This window comes from Caballeronia sp. GACF4 (assembly GCF_023631025.1).
Taxonomy (GTDB): Bacteria; Pseudomonadota; Gammaproteobacteria; order Burkholderiales; family Burkholderiaceae; genus Caballeronia.
Genome location: NZ_JALQDW010000002.1, coordinates 309,392 through 325,213, shown reverse-complemented (window position 1 = coordinate 325,213; position 15,822 = coordinate 309,392). Strand labels below are relative to the sequence as shown.

At 62.6% G+C, this 15,822-nt stretch carries 15 protein-coding genes; 12 read left to right on the top strand and 3 right to left on the bottom strand.

The annotated features are described in order from the left end of the window. Positions 1-299 precede the first annotated feature (299 nt). The 3 genes from NCR40_RS01605 to NCR40_RS01595 form a co-directional block, all read right to left on the bottom strand. Complete coding sequence (locus tag NCR40_RS01605) at positions 300-857, bottom strand: TetR/AcrR family transcriptional regulator (protein ID WP_244827007.1); 558 nt, start codon at positions 855-857, stop codon at positions 300-302. A 163-nt stretch (positions 858-1,020) separates the two neighbouring features. Beyond that, positions 1,021-2,157, bottom strand: a complete 1,137-nt coding sequence (mnmA, locus tag NCR40_RS01600) for a tRNA 2-thiouridine(34) synthase MnmA (protein ID WP_250508560.1) — start codon at positions 2,155-2,157, stop codon at positions 1,021-1,023. Positions 2,158-2,171: 14 nt separating this feature from the next. After that, positions 2,172-2,663, bottom strand: coding sequence for an NUDIX hydrolase (locus tag NCR40_RS01595; protein WP_250508559.1), 492 nt, complete (start codon positions 2,661-2,663; stop codon positions 2,172-2,174). Positions 2,664-2,885: 222 nt separating this feature from the next. Between NCR40_RS01595 and NCR40_RS01590 the strand changes: the two genes are divergently transcribed. From NCR40_RS01590 to ruvB, 12 genes are all read left to right on the top strand, one after another. Further along, positions 2,886-4,031: a Re/Si-specific NAD(P)(+) transhydrogenase subunit alpha gene (locus NCR40_RS01590; protein ID WP_250491784.1), complete on the top strand. Its 1,146-nt coding sequence runs from the start codon at positions 2,886-2,888 to the stop codon at positions 4,029-4,031. An 18-nt stretch (positions 4,032-4,049) separates the two neighbouring features. After that, a complete protein-coding gene (locus NCR40_RS01585) occupies positions 4,050-4,370 on the top strand; it encodes an NAD(P) transhydrogenase subunit alpha part 2 (RefSeq protein WP_244827003.1) in 321 nt (106 codons plus the stop codon). Beyond that, positions 4,371-5,813, top strand: coding sequence for an NAD(P)(+) transhydrogenase (Re/Si-specific) subunit beta (locus tag NCR40_RS01580; protein ID WP_244827002.1), 1,443 nt, complete (start codon positions 4,371-4,373; stop codon positions 5,811-5,813). Positions 5,814-5,969: 156 nt separating this feature from the next. Continuing rightward, positions 5,970-7,283 carry a THUMP domain-containing class I SAM-dependent RNA methyltransferase gene (locus NCR40_RS01575; RefSeq protein ID WP_250463021.1) on the top strand — a complete coding sequence of 438 codons (1,314 nt, stop codon included), beginning with the start codon at positions 5,970-5,972 and terminating at the stop codon, positions 7,281-7,283. 274 nt (positions 7,284-7,557) lie between these two features. Further along, positions 7,558-9,000: an aminopeptidase P N-terminal domain-containing protein gene (locus tag NCR40_RS01570; RefSeq protein WP_502800961.1), complete on the top strand. Its 1,443-nt coding sequence runs from the start codon at positions 7,558-7,560 to the stop codon at positions 8,998-9,000. Position 9,001: 1 nt separating this feature from the next. Further along, the gene (locus tag NCR40_RS01565; RefSeq protein ID WP_250508557.1) at positions 9,002-10,213 is read left to right on the top strand and encodes a UbiH/UbiF/VisC/COQ6 family ubiquinone biosynthesis hydroxylase; all 1,212 of its coding nucleotides are present in this window, start codon (positions 9,002-9,004) and stop codon (positions 10,211-10,213) included. 257 nt (positions 10,214-10,470) lie between these two features. Next, the gene (dusB, locus tag NCR40_RS01560; protein ID WP_250491781.1) at positions 10,471-11,562 is read left to right on the top strand and encodes a tRNA dihydrouridine synthase DusB; all 1,092 of its coding nucleotides are present in this window, start codon (positions 10,471-10,473) and stop codon (positions 11,560-11,562) included. Continuing rightward, positions 11,559-11,792 (top strand): Fis family transcriptional regulator, encoded by a 234-nt coding sequence (locus tag NCR40_RS01555; protein ID WP_040052966.1) that lies wholly within the window; start codon positions 11,559-11,561, stop codon positions 11,790-11,792. The genes dusB and NCR40_RS01555 overlap by 4 nt, the downstream gene beginning before the upstream one ends. A 64-nt stretch (positions 11,793-11,856) precedes the next feature. Continuing rightward, complete coding sequence (purH, locus tag NCR40_RS01550) at positions 11,857-13,422, top strand: bifunctional phosphoribosylaminoimidazolecarboxamide formyltransferase/IMP cyclohydrolase (protein WP_244826997.1); 1,566 nt, start codon at positions 11,857-11,859, stop codon at positions 13,420-13,422. A 111-nt stretch (positions 13,423-13,533) separates the two neighbouring features. After that, the gene (ruvC, locus tag NCR40_RS01545; protein WP_244826996.1) at positions 13,534-14,076 is read left to right on the top strand and encodes a crossover junction endodeoxyribonuclease RuvC; all 543 of its coding nucleotides are present in this window, start codon (positions 13,534-13,536) and stop codon (positions 14,074-14,076) included. Positions 14,077-14,100: 24 nt separating this feature from the next. Beyond that, positions 14,101-14,682 carry a Holliday junction branch migration protein RuvA gene (gene ruvA, locus NCR40_RS01540; protein ID WP_244826995.1) on the top strand — a complete coding sequence of 194 codons (582 nt, stop codon included), beginning with the start codon at positions 14,101-14,103 and terminating at the stop codon, positions 14,680-14,682. A gap of 80 nt (positions 14,683-14,762) precedes the next feature. Then, positions 14,763-15,821, top strand: coding sequence for a Holliday junction branch migration DNA helicase RuvB (gene ruvB, locus NCR40_RS01535; RefSeq protein ID WP_244826994.1), 1,059 nt, complete (start codon positions 14,763-14,765; stop codon positions 15,819-15,821). Position 15,822: the final 1 nt, after the last annotated feature.

The window sequence follows — 15,822 nt, the reverse complement described above, 5'->3', positions numbered from 1 at the left end:
TTTCCGATTGTTTTGCGGCTTGCTTCATACGACGACTGTTGCACGAAATCGTCACTAATCCGCAATTCAAATTGAATCTACTCCTAGATAGATTTTCGTAACGTTTAAGCCGTTGCACATAATTAATATGTGACGGAATTCAAGCCGCAAGCTTTAAACGGCGGCTACTGTCGCTCAATTGGCCGCACCGACACCATTCGAAGGCAAAGTAAAACACCTCCCGTCAAAATCTATCTACCTAAAGATAGGTTACACAACGCGAAACCCCATGAAATCCACATAGTTATCCACAGGGTTATCTACCGTCTGACAGCGTCGACAACTTCGTCCAGTCTGGCGCGCGTTTGAAAAAGCCGGCAAGCAAGCAAACTGCCTTGAAATGCGGCATATAAGGCGCGCGCCGCCGCTTCCGGCTTGCCACCCGCATCGAGCGTGTCTTGCGCTTCACCTTCCGCGAGCACTTTCGCCAGCCAATTCTCGTTCGCCTTGAAAAAACCCTGCACGGCTTGACGAACCTTTTCGGGTAACGAATCGAAATCCGCCGAAAGCATGCCGCACAGGCACACTTGCTTCCCGTCGCCGAGAATGCGCCCAAACAGCTTCGTGTATCGATCGAGTTTTTTGTCGGCCGCCGCGGAACTGTCGATGGCATAAACCGACGACATGACATCCGCGCTGTAGGCGTTCACGGCTTCCAGCGCCAGGTCTTCCTTGGCGGGAAAGTAGTAATGGATGCTCGACGTCTTCACGCCGACCAACTCGGACAAGTCGCGATAGCTGAAGCCGTTGTACCCGCGCGTCATGATGAGCGTCTGTGCATGTTCCAGCAGTGCTTCGCGTACGGTGTTCTTGTCCATTGCGCAGTCTCCGGATTTTCTGACACTAATAATAGTTATCGCATCCCACGCCGGAGAATTTATCTATCGCTAGATAGACAGTCAAGCACTTGTATCAAAAAAGCTTTATTGCGTCGGTGGAAGTCGGCGAGTCTCGATGATCCGGAAAACTCGCCGATAAGCGTCAAAGCGCCTGCGTGGCCAACTGCTCCGCGCTCATCGCGGAAGTCTGCCCCGAAGCCGCCTGTTCGATGATGCCGCCACCAAGACACACATCGCCCTGATACAGCACCGCCGATTGCCCCGGCGTCACCGCCCATTGCGCGTCGTCGAAATGGAGCGCGAAGCGGGCATCGTCGGCGCGCGAGAAATGGCACGCGGCATCCTGTTGCCGATAGCGCGTCTTCGCGCCGCAAGCCGCGCCTTCTTCCGGCGCAAACCCGGCGACCCAACTCGTGTTTCCCGCTTCCAGCGTGTTCGACAAGAGCCACGAATGGTCATGCCCCTGCACGACATAAAGCGTGTTGCTTGCCATGTCCTTGCCCGCGACGAACCACGGCTCGCCGCTGCCGTCCTTCGCGCCGCCGATACCAATGCCCTTTCGCTGCCCAAAGGTATAGAACGCCAGTCCGATATGCTCGCCGACGACCTTGCCATCCGGCGTCTTCATCGGACCGGGCTTGGTCGGCAAATAGCGATTCAGGAATTCGCGAAACGGCCGTTCGCCGATAAAGCAGATACCGGTCGAATCCTTCTTCTTCGCGTTCGGCAAACCGATCCGGGCCGCGATCTCGCGGACCTGCGTCTTCGGAATTTCTCCGAGCGGAAACAGCGTCTTCGATAACTGCTGCTGATTCAACCGATGCAGAAAGTACGACTGATCTTTCGTGGAGTCGGTCGCCTTGAGCAACTGGAACAGGCCGTCCTGCTCGCGCACGCGCGCGTAATGCCCGGTCGCGATGGTTTGCGCGCCAAGCGACATCGCGTGATCCAGGAACGCCTTGAACTTGATCTCGGCATTGCACAGCACGTCCGGATTCGGCGTGCGGCCGGCCGAGTACTCGCGCAGGAACTCCGCGAACACGCGGTCCTTATATTCGGCGGCGAAGTTCACGGCTTCCACGTCGATGCCGAGCAGATCCGCCACCGACACCACGTCGATCCAGTCCTGACGCGTCGAGCAATATTCGCCGTCGTCGTCGTCTTCCCAGTTCTTCATGAAGAGGCCGACGACGTCGTAACCCTGCTCTTTCAGAAGCCATGCCGTGACCGACGAATCCACGCCGCCCGACATGCCCACCACTACTCTGCGCTTGCTCATAGGAATACCGCGGCTCAAGTCTGCTTAAGAGGCGCGACCGGCGCGACCGAATGCGTATGAATGAAATCGAGCGGCACGCGCCGCCCGGATAAATAATCGTCGACCCGCTGCATGACAAGCGGCGTCCGATGCCGCTCGCTGATCGCGCGGAGCTCGTCGGCGGTCAACCACATCGCGCGGACAATGCCTTCGTCCAGCGCCCGTCCCGCCATCTCGCCTAGCGACTTGCCGCAAAACGTAAAGCTCAGATACGTGACATCGCCGCTCGCCCGCGTGAAGTGCGTCATGTACGCGCCGACGAGGGCCTCGGGTTCGAAGCGATACGCCGTTTCCTCCAGCGTCTCGCGGATAGCTGCCTGAACCAGCGATTCGCCTGCTTCCAGATGACCGGCAGGCTGGTTGATTTTCAGGCCGCCGGATGTGTGCTCCTCGACGACGAGGAAGCGTCCATCGGCTTCGATGACCGAAGCCACCGTGACGTGAGGAACCCAAGTATCTGATTTCATGTTCGATATTTTATCGTGCCGACGCTCATCGCGCCCGGCGCCTTCGAAGCTCGCTCGTGAAAACGAGTGACAACCCTCGGCGGGAAAGAACGAGTGCCGGATCGGCTCATTCTTCGGTTACAGTGGAGACAGCCGTTGATTCCAGCATTTGAAACGAAACTCAGCCCCGAGTTTCCTGACGCCAGCCCCGGCGCGGAAGCGAGAAGACAGGAGGATTCGAATATGCACATCGGAGTGCCTGCTGAAACGGGGGCGAACGAGGCGCGCGTCGCCGCCACGCCCGAAACGGTCAAGAAACTCGTCACTCAGGGGCATCGTGTTTCGGTGCAAAGCGGCGCGGGCTTGCGAGCGAGTTATGTCGACGACGCCTTCGCGCAATCGGGCGCCGATCTCGTCGATGCCGCCACCGCTTTTTCCGCCGAACTCGTTCTGAAAGTTCAGTCTCCGGGCATCGACGAACTCGCGTGGCTCACGCCGGGCGCCGTGGTCATCGGCATGCTCGATCCCTTCAATACCGAAAACACCGCGCGGATCGCCGCCACCGGCGTGACGGCGTTCGCGCTCGAAGCCGCGCCGCGCACGACGCGCGCGCAGAGTCTCGACGTGCTGTCGTCGCAGGCGAACATCGCGGGATACAAGGCGGTACTCGTCGCCTGCCAGTATTACCAGCGCTTCATGCCGATGCTGATGACCGCCGCCGGCACCGTGAAAGCCGCGCGCGTGCTCGTGCTGGGCGCGGGCGTCGCGGGACTGCAGGCGATTGCGACGGCCAAGCGCTTGGGCGCCGTGGTCGAAGCGTCGGATGTGCGGCCAGCCGTGAAAGAGCAGATCGAATCCCTGGGCGCGAAGTTCGTCGATGTCCCCTTCGAAACCGACGAGGAACGCGCGGCGGCGGAAGGCGTGGGCGGCTACGCGCGGCCCATGCCGCCGAGCTGGCTCGCGCGTCAGTCGGCGCAGGTGCATGAACGCGCGAAGGCGGCGGATATCGTCATCTCGACCGCGCTGATTCCCGGCCGTCCCGCGCCGACCTTGCTGTCCGTGGAAACGGTCAAGCATATGAAACCGGGCTCGGTGATCGTCGATCTCGCGGCGGGACGCGGACCCGAATTTGACGGCCGTAAAGGCGGCAACTGTCCGCTCACCGAAGTCGATCAGGTGGTGATGAAGCATGACGTGCATATCGTAGGCTTCACGAATCTGGCGTCGATGGTCGCCACCGACGCCTCCGCGCTCTACGCGCGCAACCTGCTCGACTTCCTGAAGCTGATCATCACGAAGGAAGGCACGCTCAACATCGACCTTGCGGACGATATCGTCGCGGCCACGCTTCAGTGCCGCGACGGGCAAGTCACGCGCCCGGCGGCTTAAAAGCACACGGAGATCAACATGGACGTCATCAATCACACGGTGATCAATCTCATCATCTTCGTGCTGGCGATTTATGTCGGCTACCACGTGGTCTGGAACGTCACGCCCGCGCTGCACACACCCTTGATGGCGGTGACGAATGCAATCTCGGCAATCGTCATCGTCGGCGCGATGCTCGCGGTCGGTCTGACAATCGGCGGCGCTGGCAAGTTCTTCGGCACGCTCGCGGTGCTGCTTGCGGCGGTGAACGTGTTCGGCGGCTTTCTCGTGACCCGGCGAATGCTTGAAATGTTCAAGCGCAAAGAGCCGAGAAAACTCATCAAGAAGGAGGGCGCGTAAATGAGCATGAACGTCGTCACTCTTCTGTATCTCGTCGCTTCGGTATGCTTCATTCAGGCGCTGAAGGGCTTGTCCAATCCGAAGACCGCGCGCATCGGCAATACGTTCGGCATGGCGGGGATGGCGATCGCCATCGTCACCACGCTCGCGCTCATTGCGAAGCAGGCTTCCTATCTCGGTTCCAATCTCTCGCTCGGACTCACGCTCTTGTTCGCGGCGCTTCTGATCGGAGGCGCGGCGGGCGCCTATATCGCGGCGAAAGTCGAGATGACGAAGATGCCCGAACTCGTCGCCGCGATGCACTCGCTGATCGGGCTCGCGGCGGTCTGCATTGCGTATGCCGTGGTGTCGGAACCTTCGGCGTTCGGCCTTGCGCCGCCGGGCTATTACATGCCGTACGGCAATCGCGTCGAGTTGTTCATCGGCACGTTCGTCGGGGCGATCACGTTTTCCGGTTCGGTGATCGCGTTCGGCAAGCTGTCGGGCAAGTACAAGTTCCGGCTCTTTCAGGGCGCGCCCGTCACGTACTCGGGACAGCATCTCATCAACTTGCTGCTTGCCGTGGCGATGATCGGCTTCGGCGTGATTTTCATGCTGACGCAATCATGGTTGCCGTTCATCGTGATGACGTTGATCGCGTTCGCGCTGGGCGTGCTCATCATCATTCCGATTGGCGGCGCGGATATGCCGGTGGTCGTGTCCATGCTCAATTCGTACTCGGGCTGGGCGGCGGCGGGCATTGGTTTCTCGCTCAACAATCCGATGCTGATCATCGCGGGTTCGCTGGTGGGATCGTCGGGCGCGATTCTGTCCTACATCATGTGCCGGGCGATGAACCGCTCCTTTTTCAACGTGATTCTCGGCGGCTTCGGCGGCGAAGCGGGCGGCCCGGCGGTGGGCGGCGCGCAGGAACAGCGCCCGGTGAAATCCGGTTCCGCCGATGACGCGGCCTTCATGCTCGGCAATGCGGAAAGCGTGGTGATCGTGCCGGGTTACGGGCTTGCGGTGGCGCGCGCTCAGCATGCGCTGAAGGAATTGACGGACAAGCTCGTGGAGAAAGGCATCGACGTGCGCTATGCGATTCACCCGGTCGCGGGGCGCATGCCGGGGCACATGAACGTACTGCTCGCCGAAGCGGAAGTGCCCTATGAAATGGTGCAGGAGATGGACGACATCAACAGCGAGTTCGGGCAAGTGGATGTGGTGCTCGTGCTCGGCGCCAACGACGTGGTGAATCCCGCGGCGAAGACCGACCCGAAATCGGCGATTGCGGGCATGCCGATTCTTGAAGCGTACAAGGCGCGCACGATCATCGTGAACAAGCGGTCGATGGCGGCGGGCTACGCCGGGCTCGATAACGAACTGTTTTATATGGACAAGACGATGATGGTTTTCGGGGACGCGAAGAAGGTGGTGGAGGATATGATGAAGGCGGTGGATTGATCGCATGAAGCCGCCGCGACGACAGCGATAAACGCGCCAGCTTCGCTCGAAGAACGCTGGCGCAGCCGGCTTTACGGGTTCACGCGCACGAACGGTGCGCGACCTTCGGATGGCCCCGCGTACAATACCGCCTTTACGCCATCCAGAATCCGCCTCATGTCCTCCCCCCTCTTCGACTGGTTTGTCCCCTGCCCGCGCGGTCTCGAAGCGCCGCTTGCCGCCGAGCTCGCCGAGATCGGGGAGCGCCATGTCGCAAGCGCGCCGTTATCCGGCGGCGGAACGCTTGCCGTCGGCGCACAGGTTCCCGGTGGCGTGCACTTCCGGGGCGGCTGGGTCGCGGGCATGGCGGCGAATCTGCATTCGCGTATTGCGAGCCGCGTGCTTTTGAAGATCGCGCAGGGCCCGTATCGCAACGAACACGATATCTACGAACTCACGCACCAGCAGCGCTGGGAGCAATGGTTCACGCCGAGCCAGACAATGCGCGTCGATCTCACCGCCATCAAGTCGCCGGTGAAGAGCCTCGAATTCACGACGCTGCGTGTAAAAGACGCCGTCTGCGACCGCCTGCGCGATGTTGCCGGCGCGCGCCCGAGCATCGACACCGCGCAGCCGGACGTGCGCGTGTTCGCGTTCCTCACGGTGAACGAATGCACGCTCTATCTCGATACCTCCGGCGAGCCGCTCTTCAAGCGCGGCTGGCGTCTGGACAAGGGCGCGGCGCCCCTGCGCGAAAATCTTGCAGCCGGCATCCTGCGTCTCACGGGATGGACGCCCGGCACGCCGCTCTTCGATCCGATGTGCGGCAGCGGCACCTTCCTCGCCGAAGCCGCGCAGACCGCGCTCGATATCGCGCCGGGTAGCGAACGGCGCTTTGGCTTCGAGAAGCTCAAGCCGTTTCATCCGGGCATGTGGCAGAAGCTCAAGTCGGCCGCTGGCGAAGCGAAGCGCGCCGCGCGTTCGGCGCGCTCGGAGTTGAACATCTTCGGCAGCGACATCTCCGGCGACATGCTGGAAAAGGCGCGTGCCAATCTGAGCCGCGCCGGTGTATCGAACCTGCAGCTCAAACAGGTCGATGCCCGCAACATGATGCCGCCCACGGAAGCGCCCGGCATTCTCGTGGCGAATCCGCCGTATGGCGAGCGGATCGAAGTGCGTGGACGCGGCCCGCGCGGCGAGATTCGCGACACGCCGCGCTCGCGTCGCGACGATCGTGACGACGAAGAAGCCTTCGCGCGCGCTCAACCCGATCCCGCCGATACCGAATTCTTCATCTCCTTCGGCAACGCGCTCAAGCAACGCTTCCCGGGCTGGCGCGCTTACGTGCTGACTTCGGACCGAAAGCTGCCGGGCATGTTGCGGTTGCGCGAATCGACCAAGACGCCGCTCTTCAATGGCGCGCTCGAATGCCGTTTGTTCCGCTTCGATCTGATCGCGGGCAGCGTGCGGAATCGGGCGAGCGAAGAGTAAGCAGCTTGGTTTGCGAGTAGGCGACACGTCGCAGTGCGGCGTTCGCCGCTTCGCTTCGGTGACTCGACTGCCGACAGTGCGCACCACGGAGGTCGAAGACATGCGACGAATCAATCCGTGATGCTGCGTAGATCCATCGGGCCTGAGACCCTGCGCATCGCCGAAAATCGACATTCCGCGCGCCGATTCGTCCGCGATGCAAGCACATACGCCCCGCGCGCTCCACTCGACCGCAAATTCTGCCCTACCCTCACCGCACTCACCAACAGGCCGAATGGCCGAGTCCCCCTGCATCGAAACCCGGCGCTACAATCGGCGAATGAACTCACTCACCGAACTCGCCAGCCCCATCGCCGTCGACGTCTATCGCGGCCGCCGCGAACGCGTGCTCGCCGCGATGCGCGCCCAAGGCGGGGGCATCGCCGTCGTGGCTACCGCGCCGGAAGTCTTGCGTAATCGCGACGCCGACTACCCCTTTCGCCACGACAGCTATTTCTACTATCTGACAGGCTTCACCGAGCCCGAGGCGACGCTCGTGCTGAACGCGAGCGCGCAAGACGGCGAGCCTGCATCCATCCTCTTTTGCCGCGAAAAGAACGCCGAGCGCGAAACCTGGGAAGGCTTTCGGTTTGGCCCCGAAGCCGCGCGCGATGCCTTCGGTTTCGATGCCGCCTTCGCCATCGATTCGCTCGACGAGGAGATGCCGCGTCTCATCGCGGACAGACCCGCGTTGTACTACGCGCTCGGGGCATCGGCGGAAGTGGACGCGCAAGTGCGCGGCTGGCTCGCCGCCGTGCGCGCGCAAGGCCGCAGCGGTGTTCGCGCGCCGGAAGAGGCACGCAATCTCCTGCCGCTGCTCGACGAGATGCGGCTCGTGAAAGACGCGCACGAAATCGCGATCATGCGACGCGCCGGGTCGATTTCAGCCGAAGCGCATCGGCGCGCCATGCGTGCGTGTCGTCCCGGCATGCACGAATACGAGATCGAAGCCGAACTGCTCTATACGTTCCGCCGACGCGGCGCGCAGGCGCCCGCTTACGGTTCCATCGTCGCGGCGGGGGCGAATGCCTGCGTGCTGCACTATCCGGCGGGCAATGCCATCGCGCGGGATGGCGACCTGATCCTCATCGACGCCGCCTGCGAACTCGACGGCTACGCCTCCGACATCACACGCACTTTCCCGGCAAGCGGTCTGTTCACGCCGCCGCAGCGCGAGCTTTACGACATCGTGCTGGCCGCGCAAAGCGCCGCCATCGAAGCGACCCGCGCCGGCGTCAGTTTCGACGCGCCGCATCAGGCCGCGGTAAAAGTGCTGTCGCAAGGTTTGCTCGATACCGGCATCCTCGATAAAGCGAAGTTCGGGACTATCGACGACGTGATCGGCGAACGCGCCTTCGCGCGCTTCTACATGCATCGCACGGGGCACTGGCTTGGCATGGACGTGCATGACGCGGGCGACTATCGCAACGCCGACGGCCCGCGCGATGCGCAGGGCGCGCGCGAGTGGCGCACGCTCGCCGCGGGCAACGCGCTCACCATCGAGCCAGGCCTTTACGTGCGCGCCGCCGAAGACGTGCCCGAGCGCTACTGGAACATCGGCATTCGTATCGAGGACGACGCCATCGTCACGCCCGATGGCTGCGAGCTACTCACCCGCGAAGTGCCCGTCGATGCCGACGAAATCGAAGCGCTGATGCGCGAATCGAACCAAGACTGATATGAACGACACGACCAGGCCCGTGCACGACGAAGGGCATTTCGACCATGACATCGCCATTGTCGGCGCGGGGCCGGTCGGGCTCGCGCTCGCGGGCTGGCTTGCGCGGCGCAGCGCCACGCAACGCTTGTCGATCGCGTTGATCGACGCGCGCACGCCTGAAGCCGCCGCGAGCGATCCGCGTTCGCTCGCGCTCTCGCATGGCAGCCGCGTGATGCTTCAGCCGCTCGGCTTTCCCGCCGATGCCACGCCGATCCGACGCATCCACGTGTCGCAGCGCGGGCACTTTGGCCGCACGCTGATCGAGCACGACGAACACGAGTTGCCCGAGCTGGGCTACGTGGTGCGCTACGGTTCGCTCGTCAGTGCGCTTGCCAGCGGGGTGCGCGCAACGAACGTGGACTGGCTCACCGAGACCTCCGCGCTGCCGCCGCTGCAGGACGACGAGGGCGTCACCTTGCCGCTCAAGTCGTCGGCGGGCGAACGCACGATCCGCGTGCGCGTGCTGGTGAACGCAGAAGGCGGGCTGTATCAGCAGACTTCGGGCGAGAGCGCCGTCTCGAACGAACGGCACGCGCGCGATTACGCGCAAACGGCGATCGTCGGTACGGTGAGCGTATCGGAGCCTCAGGCGAACGTGGCATGGGAGCGCTTCACGCGCGAAGGTCCGATTGCGTTGCTGCCCTGCGGCGGCGCGCGTCACGCGGACTATTCGCTCGTCTGGTGCGGTTCGCCCGATGAAGCCGCGCGGCGCATGCAGCTCGACGACTCGGCGTTTCTCGCCGAACTCGGCGATGCCTTCGGTACGCGCATGGGCCGCTTCACGCGCATCGCGTCGCGGGCGGCGTTTCCGCTCGGGCTCACCGCGCTCCACGCGCTGGTGGATCGCCGCACGGTCGCAATCGGCAACGCGGCGCAGACCTTGCACCCGGTCGCGGGTCAAGGCCTGAACCTGGGCTTGCGCGATGCACGCGCGCTGTCGGATGCCTTGTCCGCCGATGGCGCGCGTCCGCTTGCGCTTCTGCGCTTCGCTCAATGCCGCGCGCTCGACCGGCGTCTGACGATCGGCGCCACCGATACGCTCGCGCGCATCTTCACGGTGGACTTCGCTCCGCTTGCCGCGATGCGCGGGCTTGCCTTGACGGCGCTCGAGTTCCTGCCGCCATTGAAGACGGCGCTCGCCCGTCAGATGATGTTCGGGCAAAGACGCTGATCCGCTTTCTATCTGTATTCGGCGGCGGGTCGCACGACGCGACGCCGCCTCATTCGTCAGCACAAAGCCCGACTTATCCTCTATGAGCTCGTCCGCTTTCATAGAAGATTTAAAGACTTGCGCGCGATTGCTCTTAATTTCAGCACCCGCTTCGCGTTAAAATACGCGTTTCCCTTCAGCACTAGCAAACGCTCGACGCAGCGCGGCGCTTTTCATGGCGCCTTGCTTCATGTCGTCGGCGCCACGCCCAAGCCTTCATGCCAAGCATTGGTTCACACGTTCTGCGCAACAACCTGTTCGTCGCCCCGATGGCAGGCGTCACCGACCGACCGTTCCGTCAGCTCTGCAAGCGCATGGGCGCGGGCTACGCGGTGTCGGAGATGGTCGCTTCGAACGCGCAGTTGTGGAAGAGCGAAAAGACCATGCGGCGCGCCAACCACGCGGGCGAAGTCGAGCCAATCTCCGTTCAGATCGCGGGCGCGGACCCGCAGATGCTGGCCGAAGCCGCGCGCCACAACGTCGCGAACGGCGCGCAGGTCATCGACATCAACATGGGATGTCCCGCCAAGAAGGTTTGCAACGTCGCGGCGGGTTCCGCGCTCCTGCAGAACGAAGAACTCGTGGCGCGTATCGTCGAGACGGTGGTTCAGGCCGTCGGCGTAGGGCCGGATGCCGTGCCCGTCACGCTCAAGATTCGCACGGGGTGGAATCGCGAGAACAAGAACGCGCTGAATATCGCGCGGATCGCGGAAGATGCCGGCATCTCCATGCTCACCGTGCATGGCCGCACGCGCGCGGACCTCTATAAGGGCGACGCCGAATACGAGACCATCGCGGCCGTCAAGAACGCGGTGAAGATTCCGGTGGTCGCGAACGGCGACATCACGACGCCCGAGAAGGCGCGGCACGTGCTGACGGTGACGGGCGCGGACGCGATCATGATTGGCCGCGCGGCGCAGGGTCGACCGTGGCTCTTTCGCGAGATCGAACATTTTCTGACGACGGGCGAACGACTGCCGCCGCCGCTCATCGAAGAGATCCAGCAGGTGATGAACGAGCACCTCGAAGATCACTACGCTTTCTACGGGGAATTCACGGGCGTACGGACTGCGCGTAAGCACATCGGCTGGTACACTCGCGGCCTTTCCGGCGCCAACACCTTCCGGCACCGGATGAATACGCTGGACACGACCAAAGAACAATTGCTCGCGGTCAACGAATTCTTCGACGCGCAAAAAGCGTTGTCCGACCGTCTGGTCTATGTCGACGAGAGCGGCGACGACTGCGACGCGGCTGCCGAAGAATCGTGCGGCGGGCATCACGACATAGACCGACAAAAAGCCGCATGAGCAGACATAACATCGAACAATGCGTCCGCCAGAGCCTGGACAATTATTTTCAGGATCTGGACGGCTCCAACCCGCACGACGTCTACGACATGGTGATTTCGTGCGTGGAAAAACCGCTGCTCGAAGTGGTGCTCGAGCAGGCAGGCGGCAACCAGTCGCTTGCGGCCGAGTATCTCGGCATCAACCGCAACACATTACGCAAGAAGCTTCAGCAGCACGGATTGATTTGATTCATCGGACCGGGGCGTCCGCCCTGGTCTGGCCTGGCTATCCTTTTTGGTTTCAGTGTTCACCATGATCAAGCAAGCGCTCATTTCCGTTTCCGATAAATCCGGCATCATCGACTTCGCCAAATCGCTGGCGGAGCTTGGCGTCAAGCTACTCTCGACCGGCGGCACGGCGAAACTGCTGGCCGACGCGGGCTTGCCCGTCACGGAGGTCGCCGACTACACCGGCTTTCCGGAAATGCTCGATGGGCGCGTGAAGACGCTGCATCCCAAGGTTCACGGCGGCATTCTCGCGCGCCGCGATCTGCCGGAGCACATGGCGGCGCTCGAGAAGCACGACATTCCGACCATCGATCTACTGGTGGTGAATCTGTATCCATTCGTGCAGACCGTGGCGAAGGAAGAGTGCTCGCTGGAAGACGCCATCGAGAACATCGATATCGGCGGGCCGACCATGCTGCGCTCGGCGGCGAAGAATCATCGCGATGTCACCGTGATCGTCGATCCGGCCGATTACGCCACCGTGCTCGACGAAATGCGCGCGAATCACAACAGCGTGGCCTACAAGACGAACTTCCGTCTCGCCACCAAAGTGTTCGCGCATACCGCGCAATACGATGGCGCGATCACGAACTATCTGACGAGTCTGACCGAAGAGCTTCAACACGCAACTCGCAATACGTATCCGGCAACCTTCAACGTCGCTTTCGAGAAGGTGCAGGATCTGCGTTACGGCGAGAATCCGCATCAGAGCGCGGCGTTCTATCGCGATCTCGCGGTGCCCGCTGGCGCGCTCGCTAACTACGAGCAGTTGCAGGGCAAGGAACTCTCGTACAACAACATCGCCGATTCCGACGCGGCATGGGAATGCGTGAAAACCTTCGACGCGCCCGCCTGCGTCATCATCAAGCATGCGAATCCGTGTGGCGTGGCGCTCGGCGCAAACGCGCACGAAGCCTACTCGAAGGCGTTCAAGACCGATCCTACGTCGGCGTTCGGCGGCATCATCGCGTTCAATCGCGAAGTGGACGAAGCGGCGGCGCAGGCCGTAGCCAAGCAGTTCGTCGAAGTGCTGATCGCGCCTTCGTTCAGCGATGCCGCGCGCGCGGTGTTCGCGGCCAAGCAGAACGTGCGTCTCTTGCAGATCGCGCTCGGCGACGGTCATAACGCGTTCGACCTGAAGCGCGTGGGCGGCGGGCTGCTGGTGCAATCGCTCGATTCGAAGAACGTGCAGCCGCATGAACTGCGCGTGGTGACGAAGCGCCACCCCACGCCCAAGGAAATGGACGACCTCATGTTTGCGTGGCGCGTGGCGAAGTTCGTGAAGTCGAACGCCATCGTGTTCTGCGGCGGCGGCATGACGCTTGGCGTCGGCGCGGGGCAGATGAGCCGCGTGGATTCGGCGCGCATTGCGGGCATCAAGGCGCAGAACGCGGGTCTCACGCTGACCGGCTCGGCCGTGGCTTCGGACGCGTTCTTCCCGTTCCGCGACGGGCTCGACGTGGTGGTCAATGCAGGCGCGACCTGCGTGATCCAGCCAGGCGGCTCCATGCGCGACGACGAAGTGGTCGCCGCCGCCGACGAGCACAATGTTGCGATGATTCTCACCGGCACGCGTCATTTCCGCCATTAATCGCTGCGGCATCCTTTATTATTGGCCTGTTTGCGCTGCCTGCTGATTGGCGGCACAAATAGGCCAATTTCATTTCGAACGACCGCCACGCCGGAGCGCATTTCCGCAAACATGAGAATTCTAGGCATCGATCCGGGCTTGCGCGTGACCGGCTTCGGCATCATCGACAAGTCCGGGCACTCGCTCACCTACGTGACGAGCGGCGTGATCAAGACAGCCGACGCAGACTTGCCTTCGCGTCTGAACACCATCTTCGAGGGCATTTCCACGCTCATCGGGCAGCACAATCCAGATCAGGCGGCGATCGAAAAAGTCTTCGTGAACGTGAATCCGCAGTCCACGCTGCTGCTTGGCCAGGCGCGCGGCGCGGCCATCTGCGGCATGGTGGCGAGCGGCCTGCCGGTCGCGGAATACACCGCGCTGCAATTGAAGCAAGCCGTGGTCGGCTATGGCCGCGCCACCAAGGAGCAAATGCAGCAGATGGTCGTGCGTCTGCTCGGCCTGACAGGCGTACCCAGCACCGACGCAGCGGATGCGCTCGGCATGGCGATCTGCCATGCGCATGGCGGCACCGGCCTCGCGGCGCTCGGCACCATCGCGCCGTCGCTGGCGAAAAAAGGCTTGCGCGTCAGGCGCGGTCGTCTCATCGGCTAATCAACCTCGATACTTACTGCAAATATGATCGGTCGCATTGCCGGCGTTCTGCTGGAAAAAAATCCGCCGCATCTGCTCGTCGATTGCGGCGGCGTCGGCTACGAAATCGACGTGCCGATGAGCACCTTCTACAATCTGCCGCATGCCGGCGAGAAGGTCGTCCTGCTCACGCAGATGATCGTGCGTGAGGACGCGCATCTGCTGTACGGATTTCTCACCGCGCAGGAGCGTTCGACGTTTCGCGAGTTGTTAAAGATCAGCGGCATCGGCGCGCGCATGGCGCTGGCCGTGCTCTCCGGCATGAGCGTGCAGGAGCTCTCGCAAACGGTGACGACGCAGGACGCCGCGCGCCTCACGCGCGTGCCGGGCATCGGCAAGAAGACGGCCGAGCGTCTGCTGCTCGAACTCAAGGGCAAGCTCGGCGCCGATCTCGGCGCGATGGCAAGCGCGGCTTCGCAGTCCGATCACGCCTCCGACATCCTCAATGCCCTGCTTGCGCTCGGCTATTCCGAGAAAGAAGCGCTCACCGCGATCAAGAACGTGCCTGCCGGAACCGGCGTCTCCGAGGGCATCAAGCTCGCGCTCAAGGCGCTCTCGAAAGGCTGATTCTGCGGGCGTTTCGTGTGTTGCGCCATTAGGCCGTTCGGCCAGGTTCATCGCGGGAAAGCTCGCTGTACAATCGACGGATGATCGAAACCGACAAACTCGCCGCTGAGCGCATCATCGCGGCCACGCCCGTCTCGCCGAACGAAGAAGCCTTCGAGCGCGCGTTGCGACCGCGCCAGCTCGACGAATACGTTGGCCAGGAAAAGGTGCGCGGCCAGCTCGAGATTTTCATCGAGGCGGCCAAGCGCCGTTCGGAAGCGCTCGATCATGTACTCCTGTTCGGGCCGCCGGGTCTCGGCAAGACGACACTCGCGCACATCATCGCGCGGGAAATGGGCGTTAATTTGCGACAGACCTCGGGGCCGGTGCTGGAGCGCGCGGGCGACCTCGCTGCCCTCCTCACCAATCTCGAAGCGAATGACGTGTTGTTCATCGACGAGATCCATCGGCTCTCGCCGGTCGTCGAGGAAATTCTTTATCCGGCGCTGGAGGATTATCAGATCGACATCATGATCGGCGAAGGCCCGGCCGCGCGTAGCGTGAAACTGGATCTGCAGCCGTTCACGCTCGTCGGCGCGACCACGCGCGCGGGCATGTTGACCAATCCTCTGCGCGACCGCTTCGGCATTGTGTCGCGGCTCGAGTTTTATAACGCGAGCGAACTGGCGCGTATCGTGTCGCGTTCGGCTTCGTTGCTGAAGGCGGAGATCGTGCCCGAGGGCGCGCTCGAGATTGCGCGGCGTTCGCGTGGCACGCCGCGTATCGCGAACCGGCTGCTGCGCCGCGTGCGCGATTTCGCCGAGGTGAAAGCGGACGGCAACATTACCGCCGAAGTCGCGGATGCCGCGCTGAAGATGCTCGATGTCGATCCCGTCGGCTTCGACCTGATGGACCGCAAGCTGCTCGAAGCCATCCTGCAGAAGTTCGATGGCGGCCCGGTGGGCGTGGACAATCTCGCGGCGGCTATCGGCGAAGAGCGCGATACCATCGAAGACGTGCTGGAGCCGTATCTGATTCAGCAAGGATATTTGCAACGCACGCCGCGCGGACGCGTGGCGACGTTGCTGACTTATCGGCACTTCGGGCTGGCTGCGCCCGATGCAGGGCCGATTCGCGAGCTTTGGGATGCGAAGGGGTGAG